The organism is Clostridium thermopalmarium DSM 5974 (assembly GCF_002995795.1).
Lineage (GTDB): Bacteria > Bacillota > Clostridia > Clostridiales > Clostridiaceae > Clostridium_H > Clostridium_H thermopalmarium.
The window spans coordinates 13519-38482 of record NZ_PVXN01000028.1; the positions used below are offsets into that span (position 1 = coordinate 13519).

The window sequence follows — 24964 nt, forward strand, 5'->3', positions numbered from 1 at the left end:
TCTAAAAATTATTGGACTTTTTATCTATGGGCCTTTTTCAATGTGAATATAAATTTAACCCCTTTATTTTCTTTATTTTCAAGCCATATGTCTTCATTGTGTTGATTAATTATTCTTCTCACTATAGATAATCCAAGTCCTGTACTCACTTTAGAAGTCCTTGATTTATCTCCCTTGTAGAATCTATCCCAAATATGCTTTTCATCTTCTTTTGAGATATTAGGTCCATCATCAAACACCCATACAAATACCTTTTGTCCCTTAATTCTGGCCCCTATCTCTATATTGCCGCCAGGTTCTACGTATTTTATAGCATTGTCTATAAGATTAGTCATAACTTGTATTATCTTATCTTTGTCTGCTAATATATAAACTTCCTCATCTTCTAACCATACATCTACATTTATTTTTTTAGACTTTATAGCAGTTTCAAATTTTATAATAGAAAGTTTTATAATTTCATTTATATCCTGGGGCTTAATATTCAAACTGAACTTTCCCGCCTCTATTGCTGATAAATCCAATAAATCATTTATAAGTCTAGTAAGCCTTTGAATTTCATCATAGGCAATAGACAAGTAATATTTTTCCTTTTCCTTAGGTATTATTCCATCTAATACCCCTCCTATAAATCCCTTTATAGAAGTAATAGGAGATCTTAATTCATGAGATACATTAGATATAAAATCTCTTCTATTTTTTTCTACTTCCTCTAAACTATCTGCCATAGAATTAAAAGATCTGGCAAGCTCTCCTATTTCATCATTTGTTTGTATGTTTACTCTTCTGCTTACTTCACCTTTTGCTATCTTATCCGCTGCATCGTTTATTTTTGCTAAAGGTTTAATCAATATCTTCTCAGAAAAAGAATATATAATAAAGCTTGAACTTATTATTGCAATAATCGCTGATATCCATATAATTTCATAAACTCTTTTTAAAAGATCCTTTATTTCATTTATGGATGTATTTATGACTACTGCTCCCTGAAACACTCCTCTATAAAACACAGGTACTTCATAAGTATGGACTGGCTCTTTAAAAACATTTGCTAATATGTTATTTTTCTCAACAAGTTTTCCTTCCCTTAAGTCTCCTAAATCTTCGCTTAAAAGTTGCTGTCCTATTAATTCTTTGTGTTCTTGATTAGATACAGCATAGGCATATCCATATCTATCAAACAGGATTATATCTATATTGGCATAATTTGATACATATTCCAAAATATCATTAGTCTTATCCAAAGAAGTGTTTCCATGCAAATATTGTACAGCAGCATTAGATACTATTTGAGCTTCAGTTAAAAGCTGACTTTTTCTTTGTTCAAAAAAGTAACCTTCAAACCAAAAGGATAAAAAGGCTGCTATTATTATAAAACTCATAGATATTATGAGGATATAAGTAGCTACCATCTTTGAAAATAAACCTTTTTTTCGCATCTACTTCACCTCAAACTTATATCCAACACCCCAAACAGTCTCTATTTGCCAATTTGGTCCTCCCTGAAGCTTTTCTCTTAACCTTTTAATATGAACATCCACAGTTCTTGAATCTCCTGGATAATCGTATCCCCATACCTCACAAAGTAATTGTTCTCTTGTAAAAACCTTGTTTTTGTTGCTTGCAAGATAATAAAGAAGCTCAAACTCCTTAGGCGGCATCTTTATTTCTTTGTTTTTATATATAACATTGTATGAATTTATATCAATAGTTAAGTTAGGAAAATTTAAAATCTCCTTGCTTTCTGCTTCTACATTGTACCTTCTTAAAACAGCCTTAATCCTTGCAATTAACTCTTTTGGCTCAAAAGGCTTCACTATATAATCGTCTGCTCCTAATTCTAAAGCTAATACCTTGTCAAAGGTTTCTCCTTTTGCAGTCAGCATAATGACAGGAGTTTCATAATCCTTTCTTATGGACTTTAATACATCTATTCCATCAACATGGGGAAGCATAATATCAAGAAGAACTAAGTCTGGTCTATACTCAAGAAATACTTCTTGTACTTCCTTTCCATCATAACAAACCTCAGTACCATATCCTGAACTTTCTAAGTACATTCTTATTACTTCACATATATTTTCATCGTCATCTACGATAAGTATCTTTCCTAAAAGACCTTCCATAAATTTACCCCCGTTCTTATCTAGAGTTAATATCTTCTGTTTTATTTTAATTTCCTCTAAATTTACATTAATTATACTCTATCATATTTACATATACTATAAACGATTAAAATTATAAATTTAAATAAAAGTTACAATTTAAAGACAACTTTATGCTAAAATTCTAATTTAAAAAAGCATACAAGGAAAGTCCTTATATGCCTATAATAAAAGTTATTATAATCGTATATATAACTTTTTAATATATACTATTATGTTATAATTTAAGTGAATAATTTGCTTATAGATACATCTTCATATATTCTCTTTATAGCCTCAGCAAATATTGGAGCTACAGATAAAACTTCAAATTTATCGCTTAATTTTTCCTTTGGAATATTTATAGTATTTAAAGTAACCAATTTTTTAATAGCGCTACTTTCTATTCTTTCAAAAGCAGGTCCTGATAATACTCCATGTGAGCAGCATGCATAAACGTCCTTTGCTCCTCTTTCAACTAATGCATTTGCACCATTTGTTATAGTTCCAGCAGTATCAATCATATCATCAATTAGAATAACAGTCTTATCTTTAATGTCTCCGATTACATTCATTACTTCTGAAACATTTGCTTTTGGTCTTCTCTTATCAATTATAGCTATTGGGCAGTTTAATCTATCTGCAAAGTTTCTAGCTCTTGTAACACTTCCAAGGTCAGGAGATACAACAACTACATCTTCTCTATCCTTAAATCCTTTATCTATAAAGTATTTAGCAAGTATTGGTGCTCCAATTAAATTATCAACTGGAATATTAAAGTATCCTTGAATTTGTGCTGCATGAAGATCCATAGTAAGAACTCTATCTGCTCCTGCTGTTGTTATTAGGTCTGCTACTAACTTAGCAGTGATTGGATCTCTAGCCTTTGCTTTTCTGTCTTGTCTTGCATATCCGTAATAAGGTATAACTGCTGTTATCCTTCCAGCTGATGCTCTTTTGAAAGCATCTATCATAATTAAAAGTTCCATTAAATTGTCATTTACTGGAGCATGTGTAGGTTGAATAACGAACACATCTGTTCCTCTTACTGTTTCATTTGTATTTACAGATATTTCTCCATCGCTAAACTTTCCAACATTTGAATCACCAACATAAACACCTAATATATCAGCAATTTCATTAGCCAAAGTTGGGTGTGCATTACCTGTAAATATCTTAATGTTTTTACCATGGGTTATCATATGTAGACCTCCTTATTTTTTTCTTAATCCTTTTTTATCTACCCATCCATCTATATTAATTTGCTTTGCTCTTGCTATTGCAAGCGCTCCATTTGGCACCTTCTTAGTTATAGTAGATCCTGCTCCTATATATGTATCACTTTCTACTTCTACAGGTGCTACTAAATTAGTATTACATCCAATAAAGGAATTATTACCTATTATCGTTTTGTTTTTGCTCTTTCCATCATAATTTACTACAACAGTTCCACACCCAAAATTGCATCCACTGCCTACTTCTGCATCTCCTATATATGTTAAATGAGATACTTTAGTATTATCCCCAATAGTAGACTTCTTTATTTCAACAAAGTCTCCAATTCTAGCATTTTGTCCAATATTGCTCTCTGGGCGTATATAAGCAAAAGGTCCAACAGTTGTACCTCTTCCAATATGGCTTTCAAGTATGACAGAACTTTGAATATTAACTTCTTCCTCGATAATACTATCTTTTATTCTTGAATTAGGATAAAGGATACATCCTTCTTTTATAACAGTCTTTCCTTCAAGGACGTTTCCTGGATATATAATAGTGTCTCTTCCTATTTCTACATCTACCCCTATATATGTTGACTTAGGATCAATTATTGTAACTCCATTTTCCATGTGTATTTTGTTTATTCTATGCCTTAGTATTTCTTCTGCTTCTGCAAGCTGAACTCTTGAGTTTACGCCTTTAATCTCGTCAGCATTAACGCTTAAAGCTCCTACCTTTAAATTTTTGTTCCTTAATATCTCTATAACATCAGTTAGATAATATTCCCCTTGAGAATTATTATTATTTAATTTATCTAAACTTTCCATGAGTTCTTTAATATCAAAGCAGTACATTCCAGAATTTATTTCATTAACTTTTAGTTCTTCTTTAGTACAATCCTTATGCTCTACTATCTTTACAACTTCGCCTTTTTCATTTCTTATTATTCTTCCATAGCCAGTTGCATCCTCAACTAGGGCTGTTAGTATAGTGGCTTTATGTTTTCCTTCTTCATGAAACCTAAAAAAACTTTTTACCGTTTCCTCTGTAATCAAAGGAGCATCTCCCGTGAATACAGCCACAATTCCATCCTTGTCCTTTAAAAAGTCCTTGGCACACAAAAGAGCATGACCTGTTCCAAGCTGCTCTTCCTGTATAGAATAAGTAACATTTCTATCTTCTGTAGCCTTCCTTACTTGTTCAGCTCCATTTCCTATTACTAAGTTTATATCATTTATGTCACATTTTTTTAAAGTATCTATTACTTGATTTACCATTTCCTTACCGCAAACCTTATGTAAAACCTTTGGTAATTTAGATTTCATCCTTTTACCTTTCCCTGCGGCAAGTATTATAGCACTTTTATACAATTTTAACACCTCTTTACACGGTATATAGCAACGCATTAAGTTATATATGCTACATTTTAATGTTTATGCCTATTACATTATATTTTATATAAAAATATTTTTCAACTACATAATATCTTATATTATATGATAATATATATAATTATTCCCCTCTTTATTTTTTCAAAAAAATAAAGAGGGGCATTTACCCCTTTTTACTCCTCTTCCATTACTACTTCTTCATCTTGTTCATTATTATTTTTTACCTTTTCGTATTCATCTAAAATTGCTTCCTGTATTTTTTGTCTTGTATCAGTATTAATCGGATGTGCTATATCCTTAAATTCTCCTGTAGGAGTTTTTCTACTAGGCATAGCTATGAAAAGCCCATTTTGTCCTTCAATAACTTTTATATCATGAACTACAAATTCATTATCAAAAGTTACTGATACGATAGCCTTCATTTTTCCTTCAGCAGAAATCCTTCTAATTCTTACATCTGTAATTTGCATTGAACTCCACCTCCAAAGATGCTTTGTATATAGTATTCTCCATGATTTATATTTTTCCTTCTATTATGTGATAAATTTTTAGAAAATTTTACTTTTTACGAATCTTTTCTGGATATACTATAGGATTATTATTTTCATCAATTCCTCCAAACTTTATTATAGAAACATAATTATTAACTAACTTTTTACTGGTATTTATGTCATCTATGAGAACTCCAATTCCTATAAGCTCGCTTTCAAACTCTTTTAGTAAGTTTATTATCCCTAGAGCTGTTCCACCTGCCTTCATAAAATCATCTATAAAAATACACTTGCTTTCTTTACATATAGATCTTTTAGAAAGAGACATCGTTTGTATTCTTTTAGTTGATCCTGAAACATAGTTTATAGAAACTGTTGGCCCTTCTGTAACTTTATTATCTCTTCTAACTATAACAAGCTTAACTCCTAATTTTTTTGCAACTTCATAAGCTAAAGGTATACCTTTTGTTTCTACCGTTACTACATAATCTACTTCTAAATCTTTGAATTGGGATGCTAAAATAACTGCAGCAGTCGATATTATTTCAGGATTAAACATTATATCGCTTATATATAAGAACTCTCCTGGTACTATTCTTTGTTTATCTTGTAAAATTATACATAAGTTCTTTGCAAATTCTTCTACTTTTTCATCTGATATTCCGTATTTATATTTTATGCCTCCTGCTGCACCTGAAATAGTTTCAATACTTCCCATAGATAGTTTATCTAATGTTTCTCTAATTATTACAACATCTTCACTTATAGTGGATTTCGCAGCATTAAACATATTAGTAAATGTATTTAGATTTATAACTTTGTTTGGATTTTCTATTAATGTTTTTGTAATAGCTGTGATTCTTTGATTTCTACTAAACTTATTCATATTTCTCTCCCATTTTATACGAATTATCTCTTTATAAAATTGTACTATTATTCATATTTTATTATAATCTTATATCGTTATCAATAGTAAATGGTATGATATTTCTGATATTATTTTTGACAATTATTTTATTTTATAAAATTTTATTTTAATTATACTGTATTGTTTTTCTTAAAAGTTGTATATAATGATTAAGTAGGACTACTTTTTATCTGTTTAAGGAGTTGATTAATTTGTCATTTGATTTTTTAAAAGATACAAACAAGAAGATACATTTTATAGGTATTGGTGGAATTAGCATGAGTGGTCTTGCTGAAATACTTTTAAATAGTGGTTATAAAGTATCAGGTTCTGATAGAAGTCAATCAAATTTAACAGATCATCTAAAATTAAAGGGTGCTGAAATCTACATAGGGCATGACGAAAATAATATTAAAGATGTAGATTTAGTAGTTTATACTGCTGCAATTCCCGAAGATAATCCTGAACTTTTAAAAGCTAAGGAATTAAACATCCCTATCATGGATAGAGCAGAATTTCTTGGTCATGTAATGAAGGGTCATAAATATAATGTAGCTATATCAGGAACTCATGGTAAAACAACAACTACTTCTATGCTTTCTCATATTACTTTAAATGCTAATTTAGATCCTACAATTTTAGTTGGAGGAAATTTAGATGCTATTAACGGAAATGTTAGAGTTGGAAACAGTGAATACTTTATTACAGAAGCTTGTGAATATAAAGCATCTTTCTTAAAATTCTATCCTTATATAGGTGTGATTTTAAATATTGAAGCAGATCATTTAGATTTTTATAAGGATATAGAAGAAATACAAAATACTTTTAAAAAGTTTGCTCAGCTGATACCTGAAGATGGAGTTTTAGTTGTTAATGCAGATGACGAAAAAGCTCTATCTATATCAAAAGAAGTTAATTGCAAAGTTCTTAGCTTTGGGCTTTCCAAGGGTGATATAAGAGCTAAAAATATAATATTCGGTGAAAATGGCTGTCCTAAATTTGATGTTTACAATGGTGAAGATAAACTATTTAATCTTAAATTGAACGTTCCTGGAGAACATAACGTGCTTAACGCCTTAGCAAGCATTGCTGTTGCTCTAAGCTTAAATATAGATAAGGAATCTATTGTTGAGGGACTTTTTACTTTCCATGGGACTCACAGGCGCTTTGAAATAAAAGGTTCAACCAACGGAATTACAGTAATAGATGATTATGCTCACCATCCAACAGAAATAAAAGCTACCTTAAACGCAGCAAAGAATTTTCCTCACAAGAGAATTTTCTGTGTATTCCAGCCTCATACCTATTCTAGAACAATAAGTTTATTAAATGAGTTTGCAACTTCTTTCTCTAACGCAGATACTCTTTTACTTGCAGATATATACGCAGCTAGGGAGAAAGATACAGGCATTGTAAGTTCAGATATTTTAGGCAGCAAGATTAGAGAAAATGGTGTTAACTGCAAAAATTTCCACAGTTTTAGTGATATGAATAACTTTTTAAAGAAAGAATTAAGGTCTGGAGACTTATTGATTACAATTGGTGCAGGGGATGTTTATAAAGTTGGAGAAATGTTCTTAAGTGATGCAGTATAATTTGTAATATACTATACAAGCTAAAGATATGTTTTAAGATTTTGTCTTAGAACATATCTTTTTTATTTACAGCGAATTTTTCCTTAAGATATATATTTTTTTCTATACTTAGGGTGCATAGCTTTTTATATATTTATTCAGTATCATAGGTGTAAAAATATGAGAATTAGGCAAAAATAATAATGATATATTGATTAGGAGGTAAATCTTATGAGAAATTTTTTAATTACTGCTGTATTAGATATTATATTAATACTTATTTCATATTATTTATTTAGAGCCGTAATAAGCGGACCTACTCGTCATAAAATATATGAAAAGTACTTAAGTTCCTTTGCTAAATTTGTCATATATATTTTTATTGCTAGCGCTCTAATAACTGGCATCAGCGCACTGATTTTGTATAAAACACGATATGTAGTATATTTAAACGTAATAGCTCCTTCTTTAGTATCTATTTTAGTTGGATTTATTATATCTCTTGTTCCCACTAGAGGAGCTGGGGATAACAAAGAAAAAAAGGTATAATTTTTTTATAAATAAATTATATACCATAATATAATATTATAGTATATAATTTATTTATATTAGATTATATCTTATTACATTAAAATAGGGTGAATGTTTATGTTTAATAATATTGTAACTATCATCTTAAATATTTTTTTAGGTATTAGTTTAGTTGGTACAATCTCCTGCATAGTGTTATTTATAGTTATGAAGCTGCACAAACTAAATTTTATAGAAAGCATATTATCTAAGTTTTGTATAGTATTCATAATAACATGGATTATATTCATTATTTGTAATGTTTGCCTCATGGTAACTTATAAGCCCCCTTCTGCCGCATCAATCTCTCTTTTATATAATCAATAAATTATTTTAAAATTGTAGTTGACTTTTTAAAGATAAGATTATATAATATATTTTGTCGCCGGGGTATAGCGCAGATGGTAGCGCGCGTGGTTTGGGACCATGAGGCCGCGGGTTCGAGCCCTGCTACCCCGACCAAAGCCGTATTAAATTTAATATGGCTTTTTTTATTTTTTGTATTTGTACTTAAAATGACAAAGATAACATATTCAAGTTCCACAAAAGGTTCTGTAAGGTATGTCTGATGGTGGAGGAAGCTTTGAATATTCCTCTTGTTCTTGTGAATAAGCATAAGGGTTTGAAAGAGCCTTGAGAAGTCTGTTCATTACACTATAATCTCCCCTTTTTACAGCAGCATCTAATGCCTCTTCTACTCGGTGATTACGAGGAATTACAGCTGGATTTGATTTTCTCATTAAGTCGTAAAAATCATTTTTACATCCCTTTTGCCTTTTCAATCTTTCTTGCCACTTCTTATGCCATTTATAAAACTCCTCACTATTAAATAAATCTGTATTTTCTTTCTTATCAAAGCTCAGCGCTTTAAAGGTATTGGTATAGTCTGCATTATACTTATACATCATACTTAAAAGCTCATTAATAAGTGATTCATCTTCTTTCTCTTCATTAAATATTCCGAGTTTAGATCTCATTCCCAAGAGCCAATTACAATTATACAGATCATTAAATTCCAAAACAGCTTCTTCAGCCAATTCCACAGCCTCCTTCTTATCCTCATGAAGTAATGGCAAAAGAGCCTCAGCTAGTCGAGCCAGATTCCATGCAGCAATTGGTGGTTGATTACCATAAGCATAACGCCCATAATGGTCAATAGAGCTGAATACTGTTGATGGATCATAAGCATCCATAAAAGCACAAGGGCCATAATCAATAGTTTCTCCACTAATAGCCATGTTATCGGTATTCATTACTCCATGGATAAATCCAACTAACTGCCACTTTGCAATCAGTAACGCCTGACGTTTTACTACCTCCTGAAGCAGTGCCAAATATGGATTCTCGGCATTTTTAACTTCTGGAAAATGTCGTTCTATTGTGTAATCAGCTAGAGTTCTAAGTTCTTCAATACTTCCCCACTTAGAGACATATTGAAAAGTACCTACTCTGATATGACTTGCAGCTACACGTGTTAGAATTGCACCTGGCAGCAATTCTTCCCGCATTACCCATTCTCCAGTTGTTACCACCGCTAAACTCCGTGTAGTTGGAATACCTAGGGCATACATTGCCTCACTGATAATATATTCACGAAGCATAGGTCCAAGTACCGCTCGCCCATCTCCTCCACGAGAATATGGAGTTTTGCCTGAACCTTTCAGTTGAATATCAAAACGTTCTCCTTTTGGAGTAATTTGTTCCCCAAGCAATAAAGCCCTGCCATCTCCTAGCATAGTAAAATATCCAAATTGATGTCCTGCATATGCTTGAGCAATAGGCACAGCACCTTCTGGAATCTTGTTTCCACTAAATACTTCTGCACCTTCATAACTTTCTAAAAACTGCACGTTCAATCCAAGAGATACAGCAAGAGGCTTATTCAGTATTACAAGCTTTGGCGAAGCTACAGGTGTTGGATTAAGGACGCTAAAAAAAGATTCTGGCAAACGAGCATAACTGTTATCAAAGTTCCACCCTGTTTTTTTACTTATTTTTATATCTATCATAATATTCCCTTCTTTATTTAAATATAAAAACCATTTTTAGTATGTGCTTTTCTAGAATCTATTATGTGGCGGCTAATATGCCGTCTCATATAGTGAAGACATAAAGGTGAATTTACTAAGCTTATAGAGGCTACAACTTACTAATGTATAAATATAAAGTATATATCCTTTTTTTGTTGTCAAAAATAAATATAACCATGGATAATAAAATTTGATTTAGAAAAGGGGACTTTTATATGAACAATGAACACGGTACACTATTTAAAAGTTTAGTTAAAGCTTACTATGATGATACTTTTGAAGATATGGTAGCATCTCTGCTGTCTAAAGAGGATACTAATAAGGAATATTTAAGCAAAACCATTTCCTTTTTGTGCGGAGTTGATGTAGACTATGATGATAATTTTGTTCAAAACTTAAAAAAAGCTATTGCAAATTATGAAATACGACACAAAATAGTTCATAAAGTTAGGGAATGCTCCATGGATTGCGCAGATGAAAGTGGTAAAACCATGTGTCAGAAATCCTGTCCTTTTGATGCTATATTAGTTGATAAAAACACAAACAAAACTTACATATCCCTTGATAGATGTACAGACTGTGGTTTTTGTGTAGATGCTTGTCCTACAGGAAGCATCTTAGATAAGGTTGAGTTTATTCCATTATTGGATTTATTAAATAAAGAAAACCTAGTAATAGCCGCAGTAGCTCCTTCCATAATTGGTCAGTTTGGAGAAAATGTAACTATAAATCAACTAAGAACGGCTTTTAAAATGCTTGGATTTGCTGACATGGTAGAAGTAGCATTTTTTGCAGATATGTTAACCATAAAAGAGGCTATAGAATTTGATCATTTAGTAAATAAAGTTGACGACTTTATGATAACCTCCTGCTGCTGTCCTATGTGGATAGGAATGCTAAAAAAACTATTTCATGAGCTTTTACCTCATGTATCACCTTCAGTTTCCCCTATGATTGCAGCTGGAAAGGTTTTAAAAGAATTAAATCCTAATTGCAAAGTCGTATTTATAGGACCTTGTATAGCCAAAAAGTCTGAAGCAAAGGAAGAAGATCTTATAGGGGTTATAGATTATGTGCTAACTTATCAAGAACTAAAGGATATATTCGATACCTTAGAAATACATCCACAAAAACTTGAAGAAGATTTTGCAACAGAATATGCTTCAAGAGAAGGTAGACTTTACGGACGTACTGGAGGAGTTTCTATTGCTGTAACAGAAGCTATTAAGAACCTATTCCCTAATAAAGCAAAATATTTAAAGGCAATTCAAGGCAACGGCGTAAAGGAATGCCGTGAGATTTTAACTAAGCTTAAAGAAGGCAATATTGAGGCTAACTTTATTGAAGGAATGGGCTGTGTTGGAGGATGTGTGGGAGGTCCTAAAGCAATCCTTCCTCATGAAAAAGGTAGAAAATTACTAGATGAGTTCGCTGACAACTCGGATATATCTGTATCCATAGATAGTGACCGTATGAAAGATATTCTGAAAAGAATTGGCATGGACTCTATAGAGGACTTTAAAAATAAAGATAAAATTAAAATTTTTCTTAGAGATTTTTAGACTTTATGCTACAATAAAAGCATATGAAAAAACAGGGGGGAAGTTGCTTTTGCATACACTGATAAAAAAAATTCATAAACACGATGTTGCTATTTTGAAAATTATAAACAATTCAATGAAATGTAAAACATTAGACCTTATTATGACTCCCATAACTTATCTAGGCTCTACAATTTTCTCAATACTATTTACATTGATAGCTATAGTTCATCCTAATAAAACCGTACATTCATTAGGTATAAAAGTTTTATTTACCCTATCAGTAAGTTCTTTTATTTCTAAAATAATAAAAGAATCTGTAAATAGAATCAGACCATTTATAAAAATTAGTAATTTAAATATAAAAAAGATCGGAATAGATGAATATTCTTTTCCATCTGGTCATACTACAGCTGCTTTTTCTATGGCTGTTACAACTTCCTTATTCTATCCTAATGTAGCTGCAGCAGTAATTTTCTTAGCCTCTTGTGTTGGAATTTCAAGAATATATATAGGAGTCCATTATCCTACGGACGTGCTAGCTGGAACTTTCATAGGAAGTGCTACTTCCTATATAATCTTTCATATTATATAATATTATAATAATATATATTAAATTATAATATTGGAAAAGGAGTTAGATATGCTGAATAATATAAAAGCTGCTATATTTGATATGGATGGAACATTGGTGGATTCAATGTGGGTATGGACAAAAATAGATATAGATTTTTTAAAAATGCGCAATATAGAATGTCCAGAAAACCTAAAAGATGAAATTTCTCACCTCAGTTTTGAGGAAACAGCGGAATACTTCAAAAAAACATTCAACTTAAAAGAGAGCATAGACGAAATTTGCAATGAGTGGAACAATATGGCGTTTGAAGAATATAAAAATAACGTACCACTTAAACCTGGAGTAAAAAAATTTCTTGATATGCTAAAATCTATGAATATAAAAATCGGACTAGCTACTAGCAATTGTCATCTCCTTTTAGAAACTGCTCTAAAAACTAATGGTATATATGAATACTTTGATGCAATAACCACAACTGATGAAGTTTCAAGGGGTAAACAATTCCCAGATGTATATCTGCTCACTGCAAAAAAACTTAATGTATCTCCTAGTGAATGTATAGTTTTTGAAGACATACTTCCTGCAGTTATGGGCGCTAAAGCAGCAGGAATGAAAGTTGTGGGTATCTACGATGAATATTCACACTATCAAAAGAATGAAATACTTACTGCCGCAGATAAATATATCTATGAATATTATGAACTAATGAAGGATGCTATTTAGAGCATAATTTATATCATGAAAAAGAGAGGCTTACACCTTTAAAGTGCAAGCCTCATTTTTATCATAATTCATTCCCTGATATAAGTCCTCATTTTTCAATTTATCATCTATAGCATTTAAAACTTCCCATTTCTTTAAACTCCACATAGGACCGATTAGTAAATTTCTCGGAGCATCTCCTGTTAATCTGTGAATTACTATATTCTGAGGAAGCAAAGTAATTGCCTTCGTCACCAAGTCTATATATTCATCTTTTTCTAAAAACTTTAATTTTCCTTCTTCATAGAGTTTAACTAAAGGGGTCCCCTTAAGAAGATGAAGTAAATGAATTTTTACCCCTTGTATATCCATATGGCTTAGATATTTTATAGTATTTAGCATATCTTCTTTATCTTCTCCTGGAAGTCCAAAAATAGTATGAACAACAACATCAACATTTATACTTCTCAGTCTTTTCACTGCATCTTCAAAAACAGAAAGCTTGTATCCTCTGTTTATAATTTTAGCTGTATCCTCATTAGCAGTTTGAAGCCCCAATTCTACCCAAGTATATATTCTGTCACTAAATTCTTTTATCAAATCTATAACTCCATCATCGAGACAATCCGGCCTTGTAGCTATTGCAAGAGCAACAACACCTTCTTTTCTTATTGCTTCTTCATACTTCTCTCTTAAAACATTTATAGGAGCATATGTATTTGTATATGCTTGAAAGTATGCTATATATTTTCCGTTCTTCCATTTACTTTGCATCATTTCTTTTATATCATCAAATTGCCTATCTATAGAGAAGTTTCTATCTCCTGCAAAATCTCCTGATCCTCTTGCACTGCAATATATACATCCACCCTTACTTATAGTTCCATCCCTATTAGGACATGAAAAACCTGCATCAAGGGATATCTTAAAAACTTTTTCTCCAAATTTTTCTCTCAGGAAATAATTTAAACTATAATATCTTTTATCTCCCCATATTTTTCTCATTGTAATCTCCTTTTCTAGTAAAATAAATAACTACATAAAATCTATTATTTCTTGAAACATAGTCACTTATAAAAAGCCTATAGTCTATTATACACCATAGGCTTTTTCCTTCAAGTTTATGATTCTGACTTCTTTGCCTTAAATTCCTTAAGATCTAATTCCCAATTTCCAACATATTTCTCAATACCATTTTGCTTGTCTTTAGGAACTATAGTATATTTCATAGTTTCTTCCTCAAATCCTCTTAAAACTATGTTTACTTTGTTTAATGGATATTCTTCTTCAAAATTAAATTTTATGAGTTCTCCATCTCCTACGTTATACACCCTAATAGATCTGTTTCCATCCTTTGAGTATTGAACTGCTAAAAGTTTTTCATCTTTAGAGAATATCATATTTTCAATGACAGCATTCTCCATAATGTCACAGGACACTATTTGCTTTCCTATAGGCTTTTCCTTAGGCATTTTTCTACTTTGAGTATCCCTCTGCTCTCCACCTGCACCGCTGCTATTTGGGTTTTCTACACCACTACCTCCTCCACCGCCGCCTTGGCCTTGAGTTTCCATGGAGTCATCAAAAGTTAAAAGTCCTATATATCTGCCGTTTCCAATAGTTGATATAGCTACTATATCTCCTGTATAATCAAGGACTATAGGTCCAAAACTACTTTTTGGAACTATCTGGCTTTTCATTTGAGCACTATCATCTTTGGAATAAGCATACTTAGGAAGTCCTTCCATATCTGTAAGCAAAAATGTATCTAATTCACTTTTTTTCCTAAATCTTATTTCATCAAAGCTATGAAAAGCTTCCATGAGCAAAGTAGTTTTAATTTCCTCTATTTTATAGTCTATTCCATCCTTTATAACCTTAAATTTATATTCCACTATTTGAGTCTCTGGCTTATTCATATTTGCCTTTACCACGTTTAATCTAAAATTTCCTTCCCCTGCATTTTCGCTCATTTCTTCAGTTCTAAATCCTTTTATTTTTAAATCATTTGGCTTTATATCCTTTACGTCAGTTTTTACTTTTTCACTTAATAATTCATTGGCCTTATCGTATTTTTCTAATGCAATATTTTTTATATATGATTCTACTATATCATTGGCGGCCTTGATATCAAACCTATCCTTTTCTCTAACATTCTCAGCCTTTTTCTCTGTGCATCCTATAAGTGTAAAGATTAAAGTAAAAATCAGTATATAGCTCATACACTTCTTCATCTTCTTACCACCCATCTTCATATTAAAGTTCATATTTATTTTCCCACTAAATAAAAATTTAATTTATATAATCATTATTTTTATTAATCTTTATATACTTATAAAGAAAGTTTTATTAATATAATGGAGGTATTATCTTGAAAAGGAATTTGAGTTTAACCTTTCAACTATGTGCAGTATTTATTGGCACCATTGTAGGTGCAGGTTTAGCTTCTGGACAAGAAATAACCTTGTTTTTTACAAGATATGGACATAAGAGTTTTAAGGGACTTTTAATATGTATGATAATCTACATATTTATGGGATTTAATATTATACATACTAGCATAAAATATAATCTAAAATCTTACAACGATTTAATAAAATTAGTAAGTCCCGGCATTCTAGGAAAAGTTACCGGAATAATTACAGGAGTATTTTTAATAAGCAGCTCTTCCATAATTTTGGCTGGAAGCGGTGCTCTGCTTCACCAATACTTTAATATGCCAAGATTTATAGGAACTATTATAATGGCATGTATAGGCTTGTTTACCTTACTTAGAAATACAGATGGCCTTATTGAAGTAAATTCATTTATAGTGCCCTGCTTATTGATTGTAATTACCACCATTTTCATATTGTTTATTACATTATCTAGAGATATAGCCACTATATCTTACATAAAAACAATTCCTAAATTTAAAAACAACTGGTTTATATCCTGTCTTTTATATGGAGGCTTTAATATCTTAGCTTGCAGCGGAGTTCTTGTACCTTTAAGCTCTGAAGTTAGAAATGAATCTGCTTTAAAACGCGGACTTATTTTAGGTTCTATTGGGCTTACTGCTTTGGGAATGATGATTAACTTCATGCTGCTTTCAAATGTTCCAAATATATATAAATATGATATTCCTTTACTTTACATAGCTCATAGATTTGGAGTGGTACTTCAAGTAATGCTTCTAGCAATTATATGGCTTGAAATGTTTTCAACTGAGGTGTCTGATATATACAGCTTAAGTAAGACACTACAGCAAGTCTTTAATATATCCTATAAAAAAGCTGTAGTGATTATATTACTTATTGATATTTTAGTATCTCGTTTTGGCTTTGTTAATTTAATACGTCATGTATATCCTTTCTTTGGCGCTATAAGTTTAATTTTTATGATACAATATATTATGTTTAAATTTAATGAACCACATAAGAAAAAATAAGGGTGTGAAATTATGCTTGAAAGGTGTAACTTATGTAATAGGCATTGCAATGTAGATAGATTAAATGGTAAGACTGGATTTTGTAACTCTTCTGATAATGTAAGAATTGCAAGGGTATCTCTTCACTATTGGGAAGAGCCTTGTATCTCAGGAACACAAGGCTCTGGAACAGTATTTTTTTCTAACTGTAATCTAAAGTGTGTATTTTGCCAGAATCATGCTATAAGCAGTGACGGAGTAGGAAAAGAAATTTCAATTGAACGCCTTAGCGAAATTTTTTTAGAACAGCAACATAGAGGTGCCCATAACATAAACTTAGTAACTCCTACTCATTATGTACCTCAAATAATAGAAGCATTAAAAATTTCAAAATCAAAGGGACTTAACATTCCCATTGTGTATAATACTAACAGCTATGAAACCTTGAAAACTATAAAAGCTTTAAATGGTTATGTTGACATATATCTTCCTGACCTTAAATATTATAAAGATAAATATGCAATAAAATACTCTAACGCTCTTAACTACTTTAAAATAGCTTCTAAGGCTATAGAAGCTATGGTCTCTCAAGTAGGAGAACCCAAATTCGACCATAATGGTTTAATGAAAAGAGGAGTAATAATCCGACATCTAATGCTTCCCGGACTTCTTTTTGATTCAAAAAAAATAATAGATTATATATACAGAACCTTTAAAGATTCCGTATATATAAGCATTATGAATCAATACACCCCAACTCATAATGTATTAAATTATCCTGAAATAAACAAACCCGTAAATCAAAAACACTACGAAGCACTAATAGAATACTGCCTATCCATAGGAATTAAAAATGCCTTTATTCAAGAAGAAGGTACAGCTTCAGAAAGCTTCATCCCTGAGTTTGACTTGAGAGGAATTTAAACTATTTTACACCATAAAATAGTTTAAAGTGGAGGCGCCTATAGACGCCTCCACTTCTTCACTGACTTTTAATCTCTTTGCCCAGTAGAGCTTTCCTAAGTGCAAATCCCACGGGAGATGTTATATCTTATATTTGCTTAAATCCTCTTTAAATTCCTTAGTAAGCTTTTTAAATTCTGATATACCTTCAATAAGGTTCTTAATTTCATTGGTGTAGTTAGAAACATTGGCACTTACTTCTTCTGAAGACGCTGAATTTTCCTCAGCAATAGCTGACAATGATTCTATGTTCTCATAAATTTCTGCAATTGAATCAGCTTCCTTATCAAGTTCGTTTATGGTTTTAATCATAGATGCTGCTACAGTTTGAATTGATTTAGTAGCATCTAGACTTATATCTCTAACGTTTTGAAGATTAGTAGTTTCTCCTTCTAGCACCTCATATTGACTTCCTATCTTGTCCACTAATATGTTGATTTCACTAACAAATTGAGCTAAATTAGAGTTAATTTCCTCTACTGCCCCTTTAGTTTCTTCTGCAAGCTTTCTTACTTCCTCTGCAACTACAGAAAATCCCCTTCCTGCTTCTCCTGCACGAGCTGCTTCAATAGAGGCATTTAGTGCTAAAAGATTAGTCTGTTCTGAAATTTGAGATACTATGGAAACTATATTATTAATGTTATTTGCCTTCTCCTCTAATTCTATTCCCTTATCCTTTACTTCTTGGAACTTTTTAAGACATTCAACTATGTTTCTGCTAGTATCTTCCACATTCTTATAGCTATTATTAATTTTATCTATAGCATATTCAAGTTCTTCTTTATTTTTGTTTTCGCTGGCTACGATTTCCTTTAATATTTCTATGTTGCCATTTAGTATGGATGCAGCATTTTGTGTATTTTCAGCCTGACTTACAGCACCATTAGCCACCTGTTCCACAACACATGATATATCTTCTGAAGTTCTTTCCATAGAATTGGATATGACATTTATATTTCTAACAAAAGTATTCATTTCATCGGTTACACCCTTAAAACCAACAAAATTTGCTCTAATAATCTTTCTGTGCTCCTTTAATAGATTATACAAATCCTCAAAAAAGTCTCCTGTTTCAATTTCTCCCTCTTCTGTATAATCATTTGTATTAATTTTCTTTATTTCTTCTTCAATAAGCTTTTTAGGTCTTACTAGCATATATATAATAAAGGCTGAAACAAATGCTGGAACTATAGACACTAGTACAAATTTCAGTATATTATTTACACCTATTAAAGGTATATTAGCTAGTGCAGAAACTAAAAAAGTATATATTCCAACCTTGGCTGGTATCTCCTTAATAAATCCCAGTGATAAAACCTTATTAAACTTATATGTCCTTTTAAAAAATATATCATTTTCAAAAGTAATTTCCACTTTTAAGCTTCCCATAGATCTTTCAATTTCTTTTACTTCTATATTTTCCTTAAAAAACTCTGCACTTCCATCAAGCAATCCTAAAAAGTAATCATACATCTCCCTTTTAGAATTATATGAAAATACAGCTTTTCTATTAGATATTGGTTTTATATTTAAAATAGGCGGCTTAGCTCCTGGAAGTCTTTTAACCATCTCCACATGAACATCAAACATAGATCTAAAGAAAGAGTACAAATTTTCATGTTCAAAGAATGCAGGGAAATCATTAAAGAAAGATAAAATATTATCCTTTCCTATAGTTCTCCAAAGCTCATTAAGTGCAACATTCTTTTTATCCGATATAAACCTAATTACCTTTCTTATTTCCTCATCTTCAACATTTTCTCCAGGTAAAAATATTTTACTTGATTTCCATCCCACTGACTCCATAGCCATATTTACTACTTCATCATCATAAATTTTTCTACAAGTTTTAAGCCATGTAGCAACCACTGTTCCTTTCATATTCCTTACCTCCTAAATCGATACACACGATTAAACTAATTCTTAAATTTATATAATATCATATTAGAAAATAAGCCTTTTTATCTGTACTTATAAGTTTTCTCATCCATTGTAACTCCCTCTTTCTTATAATCTATCTTTACTACTGAAATAACTCTTGCAGCACCCTCTTCAATACATATGTCCTGAGCCTTCTTTACAATTTCTAAAAGCGTATCAAGCTCTCCCTCCATAGTTGTCTCCATAGGTCCTACTTCATACTTAACCCCACAAGAATCTATGTATTCTATTACTTTATCAACAACAGGATATATTCTTTCTTCATCAACCACCGGTAAAACCTGAATACTTACATTTACATTTTTCATTTCATATACCTCCCAAAAAAATATTTATATATGATATACTATAGAAATAAATTACTTAAATAATCACTTGACTATTTATTTCTATTATACACTTATCTTGGAGGTTTTGTAATGAAAATAGTATGTATTGGAGATAGTTTGACTTATGGATATATGGTTGATAACCCAAATAGATGGACTCAACTATGTGAAGATAAATATAATATAGATTTTATAAACAAAGGAAAATTAGGAGATACCACTGCTGGTATGATGTATAGATTTTATGAAGATGTAGTTTTACAAAAGCCTGCTATATGCATTATAATGGGAGGAACAAATGACTTTTTAATGAACTCTAATTTAAATAATGTAGAAGACAATATAATGACTATGATAGAAGAAGGAATGAATAATAATATAAATATGATTATAGGCATACAACCTCCAGTAATTCCTTCTATGGCTAAAGCTCTCTGGGCTTCTGAAGTAAATTATGAAATTATAAACCAAAAACTTTTACACTACAGAGATTGGTGTATTAATTTTTCAAGTGAAATAAACATACCATACATAGATTTTTATAACAGAATAAAATCTGAGATTAGTATAGAAACTCCAAATAAATTATACATAGATGGAGTACACGTAAATATTAAAGGACATAAACTTATGGCAGAAGCTGTCTTTGAAGCTTTAAATCCTATAATTTAAAATGTATATCTACTAATATTACTTTTCTAGATTACTTAAATATGTTTTTATTACATACTTTGTATGGTATTATATAATTATTGGATAATTATACAGTTATTTAGTAGTAAATTATATTACTATTGACGAGGAGAATTCACTATGCGAAAAATATCAATTACACAAATTAAAGGAAACGAACTATTAGCAAAACCTATTTATGATCCTTCTGGTAGATTACTTTTAGCTAAAGGGACTCTTCTAAAGCCAGGATACAAGATGCGATTGACTACTCTTGGGATTATGTCCATATATGTAAACGATGAACTTTCCGAAGGAATAGAAATAGAAGATTATATATCTGAAGAAATTAGAATTAACGCTAAAAAGGCTTTAAAAGATGAGGTTCAAAAGATTTTAAATAAGCAAAAGCCTAATACACGTAAATTTTTAGAATTGGCAAATTCCATTATAGATGACATACTTTCTCGCAAAGAAGTCATACTAGATATCTGTGATATTAAGTCTAAAGATGAATGCTTATTTGAACATTCCATAAATGTATGTGCCTTATCTGTAATAATGGGAATTCATCTTGGATATAGTAATGAACATTTGAAAGAGCTTGCTGTTGGTTCACTTCTGCATGATGTTGGTAAGCTTTTAACTCCAAAAGATATTATAGATAGGGTAAAAAACGGAATATTGAATCCTGAAGAAACAGATGTGCTAAAAAAACACCCTATAGACGGATATGAAATTTTCAATGATAGATACGATGATATAAGCTATATATCAAAAGCAATTATCTTAATGCATCATGAATACTGTAATGGTACTGGCTTCCCTTTAGGTCTTACTGATGACAAGCTTCATGAAACAGTAAAGCTTGTATCTATTTGTAATACATTTGATAACCTTACTTCTGATTTTAGCGGGTACAAAAAGCTGGAAGTATATGAAGCATTAGAGTACCTGGTAGCTATGAGTAACACTCTATTTGATAAGTCACTGGTTGATTTGTTTATAAAGAATATTGCTGCCTATCCTTCTGGAAGTATAGTAAAACTTAATACTGGAGCCTATGGAATAGTTTTAAAACAAAATAAAGCTTTTCCTCTTAGACCTATAATAAATTTAATTTATGACGAAAATGGGAACAAGCTCAAAGTTCCTAAGCAACTGAATTTATCCCAAGAAAACACCCTATTCATTGTAGGCACAGTAGAAAATATCTAAAAAACAAGTCAGAAAATAGTAATTTGGCAAGTCATGAGGTTTATATAGCCTACAACTTGCCTTTTATTATAATCTATTTCTAAAGTATTTCCGTTTCTACTTTTTCAACAACAGCTTCTGTGTTCTCTTCAATAAATTCTATCACATTTTGTATTACAGTATTTGCCATTCTAGTACTATTACTAACACAAGCTATTCCTATTACAATTGACTGGTGATAATCTTGATTTTCTATCTCTGCAATAGAAATATTAAATCTATGCTTAGCCTTTCCAATTATACTCTTTATCACCATTCTTTTTTCCTTTAGGGAATGAACCCAATTTGCATATAAGTATATCTTTGCTGTTCCCACAATCACTTTATTCAACCCCACCTATTATTTTGCATTTGCTGGTTCTATATTGATCTTCTTGCCTTTAATTGTATTATTTTTCATTATATTTAATACTTCTCTTGCGTATTCTTTTGGCACCTCTACAAAAGTAAATTTCTCATATATATCAATTTTACCAATTAATTTTCCTGCGATACCAGTTTCTCCTGCTATAGCCCCTATAACATCCTTAGCTTGAATCTTATGATTTCTTCCAATATTTATAAATAATCGTACCATTCCTTCTTCTGCACCAGTATCTCCTAAATCATCATCAAGATTTAATTCTTCTTTTCTTTCTTCTCCTGCAGACATCTTTAACAATGCAGCAGCTACATCTATTGATGCGTAATCTTCGTCTAATAGCTTTTCAATATAGTCTATATACTTTCCTAAGTGTCCAGCTTCTATAGTTTCTTTTACCTTCTCCATAAATATTCCCATCTTAACCTCTTCTACATCATCAGCTGATGGAACTTCTGCTCTTTTAATTCTTGTCTTAGTATATCTTTCTATATCCTTTAACTTTCGTATGGCTTTCCCTGAAACAAAAGTATAAGCAATTCCTGATCTTCCAGCTCTTCCTGTTCTTCCTATTCTATGAACATAGTATTCTTCATCTTGAGGTAAATCATAGTTAAATACAACTTCCACATCATCAACATCAATTCCTCTTGCTGCCACATCTGTTGCAACCAAAATTTCTATAGTTCCGTTTCTAAACTTGTTCATAACCCTATCCCTTTGCTGCTGTTTCATATCTCCGTGAAGTCCTTCAGCAAAGTATCCTCTTGCTTGAAGTTGGCCTACTACCTCATCTACTCTTTTTTTCGTATTACAGAATACTACAGACAATTTAGGATTTGTTATATCAATAAGTCTTGATAACACTTCAAGTTTTGCTGATTCTTTTACCTCTAAGTACCTTTGTTCTATACTTGGAACTGTTAATTGCTTATGAACTACTTTTATAAATTCAGCATTTTTTTGATATCTCTTGCTTAATTCCAGTATAGGCTTAGGCATTGTAGCTGAAAATAATACAGTTTGCTTTTCTTGAGGTATTTCTTGTATTATGGTTTCTATGTCATCTCTAAAGCCCATATCTAGCATTTCGTCTGCTTCATCTAAAACTATCATCTTAACATTTTCTGTCTTTAATGTCTTTCTTCTCATATGGTCCATTACACGCCCTGGAGTACCTATAATTATCTGAACTCCTCTTTTCAAAGCCTTAATTTGGCGATCTATAGGCTGCCCACCATATATAGCAAGTACATTTATGCTTTCTTTATATTTAGCAAGATTGTTTAATTCTTGTGCTGCTTGAATAGCTAATTCTCTTGTAGGGCACAATACCATAACCTGCAAACCCTTGTCCTTTGGATTTACCATCTCTATAGCTGGTATACCAAAAGCTGCTGTCTTACCTGTTCCAGTTTGAGCTTGCCCTATTATATCTCTTCCATTTAATATAAAAGGTATTGCTTTTTCTTGTATAGGTGATGGTTCCTCAAATCCCATTTCTGCAATTGCTTTTTTTAATTGCTCCGATATCTGTAAATCTTCAAACTTAATTTTTCCCATATTAACTTCCTTCCAAATCTTAGTTTTTCATTATCTCAACTTAACCATTATATATTTATTGTTTACAACTTGCAATCAAATATAGCATGGTTTAAGAAAAATCCTATAATTATTAGAGCTATCTTTTTATTTTTCCAATTACCATATGTACTTTTTAAACTCTTCTTATTACCATTAATACTATTTTTATAACTGGATTTATTATTATAATAATATTTTTCAATCAAAGGATTTAATTTTTATTAAACCTATATGCTAAGTCTTTTGTGATGAAAAATAACTGGTTTTATCATCAAAACAATAGCTCTTTAGAATACAGTATAGTTTAAAGGCTTGTCCACTTAAATTTAGGTCTAACACTTCATTTTGTATCATTTTAAAATCTCTCATACCTATCCCCTCCAAAATGTAGATATGCACTTTTAATACAGTGTATACAAAAATATTTTAAAAATTTTATGAGAGTGAATTGATTAGATATTTAAAAATCACCTATAGGATTTGCATTGTAAGCTTCTTTGCGCAGTGAAGCTTTCTTAAATGCAAATCCTATAGGTGATTTTATACTGTATTGTGCGTAAAGGCTACTATTTTGTCAATTGGAATGTCTGTTATAGAGCCTAATGTATCATTAACTATCTTCCAATTATCATCTTTATCATCACCATATTGCCTCTCCTGTATATCATTCTTCTTATCGCTTGCAGATATGCATGAATTTCCTAAAGGACAAGCAGGTGGAGGACCAATCCTTGTAACCAAACGTACATATGAGTTGTTTACACTTAAAATTACTCCTGTAAAACCTAATCCAGCTTTCCCTCCAGTTGTTACAAAAATAGTTACGGTTTCTCCTATATATCTAGATAAGTGTATTACAAAATTTGAATCTATAATAACCTGATTATCTTGTGCAATACATAATTCATCTTCTGCTAGAACTTTCTTTATAGTTCTATGTTCCAATATATTCTCATTGTTTCGGAGCACAAAATTCATCTCCTCTTATATTATAATTTAATATACAGTACTATATTTATATATGTTTTAAACTAGCCTAATATTCCACTGACGAGCCACTGAGTAAAAAAACATCACAAATGGAGAGCTTAAGAGTGAAAATCAATAAAAGTTATGTATAAAATCAAAAGCCATGCATAAATGAGGAAATATATTCCACTATATGCATGGTTTTTATTTATGATATTTTATAAATATCCCTTTTTTAATAGTACCTTATATAAATATCGTCATCGTTCTTTAAAGTTTACGATACATTGATTAGATATTTGAACATCACGCATAGGATTTGCATTATAGAAAG

25 protein-coding genes and 1 tRNA gene are annotated in these 24964 nt (G+C 31.0%); 10 read left to right on the forward strand and 16 right to left on the reverse strand.

Going from position 1 to position 24964, the window contains the following annotated elements:
- Positions 1 to 20: 20 nt before the first annotated feature.
- The 6 genes from CPAL_RS06185 to purR form a co-directional block, all read right to left on the reverse strand.
- Complete coding sequence (locus CPAL_RS06185) at positions 21 to 1439, reverse strand: sensor histidine kinase (protein ID WP_106024275.1); 1419 nt, start codon at positions 1437 to 1439, stop codon at positions 21 to 23.
- Positions 1440 to 2126: a response regulator transcription factor gene (locus CPAL_RS06190; protein WP_061858501.1), complete on the reverse strand. Its 687-nt coding sequence runs from the start codon at positions 2124 to 2126 to the stop codon at positions 1440 to 1442.
- Between the two features lie 263 nt (positions 2127 to 2389).
- A complete protein-coding gene (locus CPAL_RS06195; RefSeq protein ID WP_061858502.1) occupies positions 2390 to 3346 on the reverse strand; it encodes a ribose-phosphate diphosphokinase in 957 nt (318 codons plus the stop codon).
- Positions 3347 to 3358: 12 nt separating this feature from the next.
- A complete protein-coding gene (gene glmU, locus CPAL_RS06200; RefSeq protein WP_061858503.1) occupies positions 3359 to 4732 on the reverse strand; it encodes a bifunctional UDP-N-acetylglucosamine diphosphorylase/glucosamine-1-phosphate N-acetyltransferase GlmU in 1374 nt (457 codons plus the stop codon).
- Between the two features lie 194 nt (positions 4733 to 4926).
- Complete coding sequence (gene spoVG / locus CPAL_RS06205; protein WP_061858504.1) at positions 4927 to 5223, reverse strand: septation regulator SpoVG; 297 nt, start codon at positions 5221 to 5223, stop codon at positions 4927 to 4929.
- An 88-nt stretch (positions 5224 to 5311) separates the two neighbouring features.
- A complete protein-coding gene (gene purR, locus CPAL_RS06210; RefSeq protein WP_061858505.1) occupies positions 5312 to 6130 on the reverse strand; it encodes a pur operon repressor in 819 nt (272 codons plus the stop codon).
- 233 nt (positions 6131 to 6363) lie between these two features.
- Here purR and murC point away from each other — a divergent pair, with 233 nt between their 5' ends.
- Complete coding sequence (gene murC, locus CPAL_RS06215) at positions 6364 to 7746, forward strand: UDP-N-acetylmuramate--L-alanine ligase (RefSeq protein WP_061858506.1); 1383 nt, start codon at positions 6364 to 6366, stop codon at positions 7744 to 7746.
- A 210-nt stretch (positions 7747 to 7956) separates the two neighbouring features.
- Positions 7957 to 8274 (forward strand): hypothetical protein, encoded by a 318-nt coding sequence (locus tag CPAL_RS06220; protein WP_061858507.1) that lies wholly within the window; start codon positions 7957 to 7959, stop codon positions 8272 to 8274.
- A 74-nt stretch (positions 8275 to 8348) separates the two neighbouring features.
- On the opposite strand, the gene CPAL_RS06225 is transcribed toward CPAL_RS06220, so the two are convergent.
- Positions 8349 to 8567 (reverse strand): hypothetical protein, encoded by a 219-nt coding sequence (locus CPAL_RS06225; protein ID WP_061858508.1) that lies wholly within the window; start codon positions 8565 to 8567, stop codon positions 8349 to 8351.
- Between the two features lie 114 nt (positions 8568 to 8681).
- On the opposite strand from CPAL_RS06225, the gene CPAL_RS06230 reads away from it, so the two are divergent.
- Positions 8682 to 8757, forward strand: a tRNA-Pro gene (locus CPAL_RS06230).
- Between the two features lie 71 nt (positions 8758 to 8828).
- Here the strand turns inward: CPAL_RS06230 and CPAL_RS06235 are convergent.
- The gene (locus tag CPAL_RS06235) at positions 8829 to 10304 is read right to left on the reverse strand and encodes a protein adenylyltransferase SelO (protein WP_106024276.1); all 1476 of its coding nucleotides are present in this window, start codon (positions 10302 to 10304) and stop codon (positions 8829 to 8831) included.
- 236 nt (positions 10305 to 10540) lie between these two features.
- Here CPAL_RS06235 and CPAL_RS06240 point away from each other — a divergent pair, with 236 nt between their 5' ends.
- Genes CPAL_RS06240 through CPAL_RS06250 form a run of 3 tightly spaced genes read left to right on the forward strand, consistent with a single transcriptional unit; the run spans position 10541 to position 13166 of the window.
- On the forward strand, positions 10541 to 11887 hold the full coding sequence (locus CPAL_RS06240; RefSeq protein ID WP_061858510.1) for a [Fe-Fe] hydrogenase large subunit C-terminal domain-containing protein: 1347 nt from the start codon (positions 10541 to 10543) through the stop codon (positions 11885 to 11887).
- Positions 11888 to 11936: 49 nt separating this feature from the next.
- Entirely contained in the window at positions 11937 to 12461 is a 525-nt protein-coding gene (locus CPAL_RS06245) for a phosphatase PAP2 family protein (protein WP_242862630.1), read from the forward strand.
- A gap of 48 nt (positions 12462 to 12509) precedes the next feature.
- The gene (locus tag CPAL_RS06250; RefSeq protein WP_061858511.1) at positions 12510 to 13166 is read left to right on the forward strand and encodes an HAD family hydrolase; all 657 of its coding nucleotides are present in this window, start codon (positions 12510 to 12512) and stop codon (positions 13164 to 13166) included.
- A 30-nt stretch (positions 13167 to 13196) separates the two neighbouring features.
- Here CPAL_RS06250 and mnmL read toward each other — a convergent pair whose 3' ends face one another.
- The gene (gene mnmL, locus CPAL_RS06255; protein ID WP_061858512.1) at positions 13197 to 14150 is read right to left on the reverse strand and encodes a tRNA modification radical SAM protein MnmL/YtqA; all 954 of its coding nucleotides are present in this window, start codon (positions 14148 to 14150) and stop codon (positions 13197 to 13199) included.
- A gap of 116 nt (positions 14151 to 14266) precedes the next feature.
- Positions 14267 to 15379, reverse strand: a complete 1113-nt coding sequence (locus tag CPAL_RS06260) for a hypothetical protein (protein ID WP_106024277.1) — start codon at positions 15377 to 15379, stop codon at positions 14267 to 14269.
- Between the two features lie 134 nt (positions 15380 to 15513).
- On the opposite strand from CPAL_RS06260, the gene CPAL_RS06265 reads away from it, so the two are divergent.
- Together CPAL_RS06265 and CPAL_RS06270 are read left to right on the forward strand one after the other, a co-directional pair.
- The gene (locus tag CPAL_RS06265) at positions 15514 to 16575 is read left to right on the forward strand and encodes a YkvI family membrane protein (RefSeq protein WP_061858514.1); all 1062 of its coding nucleotides are present in this window, start codon (positions 15514 to 15516) and stop codon (positions 16573 to 16575) included.
- Between the two features lie 12 nt (positions 16576 to 16587).
- Positions 16588 to 17478, forward strand: coding sequence for a radical SAM protein (locus tag CPAL_RS06270; RefSeq protein ID WP_106024279.1), 891 nt, complete (start codon positions 16588 to 16590; stop codon positions 17476 to 17478).
- A 120-nt stretch (positions 17479 to 17598) separates the two neighbouring features.
- Here CPAL_RS06270 and CPAL_RS06275 read toward each other — a convergent pair whose 3' ends face one another.
- Positions 17599 to 19398, reverse strand: coding sequence for a heme NO-binding domain-containing protein (locus tag CPAL_RS06275; protein ID WP_061858516.1), 1800 nt, complete (start codon positions 19396 to 19398; stop codon positions 17599 to 17601).
- 80 nt (positions 19399 to 19478) lie between these two features.
- Positions 19479 to 19766, reverse strand: a complete 288-nt coding sequence (locus CPAL_RS06280) for a thiamine-binding protein (RefSeq protein ID WP_106024280.1) — start codon at positions 19764 to 19766, stop codon at positions 19479 to 19481.
- Positions 19767 to 19877: 111 nt separating this feature from the next.
- Here CPAL_RS06280 and CPAL_RS06285 point away from each other — a divergent pair, with 111 nt between their 5' ends.
- Complete coding sequence (locus CPAL_RS06285) at positions 19878 to 20459, forward strand: GDSL-type esterase/lipase family protein (protein ID WP_061858518.1); 582 nt, start codon at positions 19878 to 19880, stop codon at positions 20457 to 20459.
- Between the two features lie 141 nt (positions 20460 to 20600).
- Positions 20601 to 21677, forward strand: coding sequence for an HD-GYP domain-containing protein (locus CPAL_RS06290; RefSeq protein WP_061858519.1), 1077 nt, complete (start codon positions 20601 to 20603; stop codon positions 21675 to 21677).
- Positions 21678 to 21756: 79 nt separating this feature from the next.
- Here the strand turns inward: CPAL_RS06290 and CPAL_RS06295 are convergent, their stop codons facing one another.
- The 4 genes from CPAL_RS06295 to CPAL_RS06305 all read right to left on the reverse strand — a co-directional run bounded on the left by CPAL_RS06295 (position 21757) and on the right by CPAL_RS06305 (position 24537).
- On the reverse strand, positions 21757 to 22038 hold the full coding sequence (locus CPAL_RS06295; protein ID WP_061858520.1) for a DUF503 domain-containing protein: 282 nt from the start codon (positions 22036 to 22038) through the stop codon (positions 21757 to 21759).
- An 18-nt stretch (positions 22039 to 22056) separates the two neighbouring features.
- Positions 22057 to 23640 (reverse strand): DEAD/DEAH box helicase, encoded by a 1584-nt coding sequence (locus CPAL_RS06300; RefSeq protein WP_106024281.1) that lies wholly within the window; start codon positions 23638 to 23640, stop codon positions 22057 to 22059.
- 255 nt (positions 23641 to 23895) lie between these two features.
- Positions 23896 to 24030, reverse strand: a complete 135-nt coding sequence (locus tag CPAL_RS14175) for a hypothetical protein (protein ID WP_278320562.1) — start codon at positions 24028 to 24030, stop codon at positions 23896 to 23898.
- Between the two features lie 171 nt (positions 24031 to 24201).
- Entirely contained in the window at positions 24202 to 24537 is a 336-nt protein-coding gene (locus CPAL_RS06305; RefSeq protein ID WP_061858594.1) for a hypothetical protein, read from the reverse strand.
- Positions 24538 to 24964 lie beyond the last annotated feature (427 nt).

Coding starts and splice junctions, on each gene's coding strand:
- CPAL_RS06260 (WP_106024277.1), bottom strand. CDS start 15,379: ATGAAGAAGTGTATGAGCTATATACTGATTTTTACTTTAATCTTTACA.
- CPAL_RS06240 (WP_061858510.1), top strand. CDS start 10,541: ATGAACAATGAACACGGTACACTATTTAAAAGTTTAGTTAAAGCTTAC.
- spoVG (WP_061858504.1), bottom strand. CDS start 5,223: ATGCAAATTACAGATGTAAGAATTAGAAGGATTTCTGCTGAAGGAAAA.
- CPAL_RS06235 (WP_106024276.1), bottom strand. CDS start 10,304: ATGATAGATATAAAAATAAGTAAAAAAACAGGGTGGAACTTTGATAAC.
- CPAL_RS06285 (WP_061858518.1), top strand. CDS start 19,878: ATGAAAATAGTATGTATTGGAGATAGTTTGACTTATGGATATATGGTT.
- mnmL (WP_061858512.1), bottom strand. CDS start 14,150: ATGAGAAAAATATGGGGAGATAAAAGATATTATAGTTTAAATTATTTC.
- CPAL_RS06220 (WP_061858507.1), top strand. CDS start 7,957: ATGAGAAATTTTTTAATTACTGCTGTATTAGATATTATATTAATACTT.
- CPAL_RS06275 (WP_061858516.1), bottom strand. CDS start 19,398: ATGAAAGGAACAGTGGTTGCTACATGGCTTAAAACTTGTAGAAAAATT.
- CPAL_RS14175 (WP_278320562.1), bottom strand. CDS start 24,030: ATGAGAGATTTTAAAATGATACAAAATGAAGTGTTAGACCTAAATTTA.
- CPAL_RS06225 (WP_061858508.1), bottom strand. CDS start 8,567: ATGAGGCAAACATTACAAATAATGAATATAATCCATGTTATTATGAAT.
- CPAL_RS06190 (WP_061858501.1), bottom strand. CDS start 2,126: ATGGAAGGTCTTTTAGGAAAGATACTTATCGTAGATGACGATGAAAAT.
- CPAL_RS06300 (WP_106024281.1), bottom strand. CDS start 23,640: ATGGGAAAAATTAAGTTTGAAGATTTACAGATATCGGAGCAATTAAAA.
- CPAL_RS06250 (WP_061858511.1), top strand. CDS start 12,510: ATGCTGAATAATATAAAAGCTGCTATATTTGATATGGATGGAACATTG.
- purR (WP_061858505.1), bottom strand. CDS start 6,130: ATGAATAAGTTTAGTAGAAATCAAAGAATCACAGCTATTACAAAAACA.
- CPAL_RS06185 (WP_106024275.1), bottom strand. CDS start 1,439: ATGCGAAAAAAAGGTTTATTTTCAAAGATGGTAGCTACTTATATCCTC.
- CPAL_RS06290 (WP_061858519.1), top strand. CDS start 20,601: ATGCGAAAAATATCAATTACACAAATTAAAGGAAACGAACTATTAGCA.
- CPAL_RS06270 (WP_106024279.1), top strand. CDS start 16,588: ATGCTTGAAAGGTGTAACTTATGTAATAGGCATTGCAATGTAGATAGA.
- CPAL_RS06195 (WP_061858502.1), bottom strand. CDS start 3,346: ATGATAACCCATGGTAAAAACATTAAGATATTTACAGGTAATGCACAC.
- CPAL_RS06280 (WP_106024280.1), bottom strand. CDS start 19,766: ATGAAAAATGTAAATGTAAGTATTCAGGTTTTACCGGTGGTTGATGAA.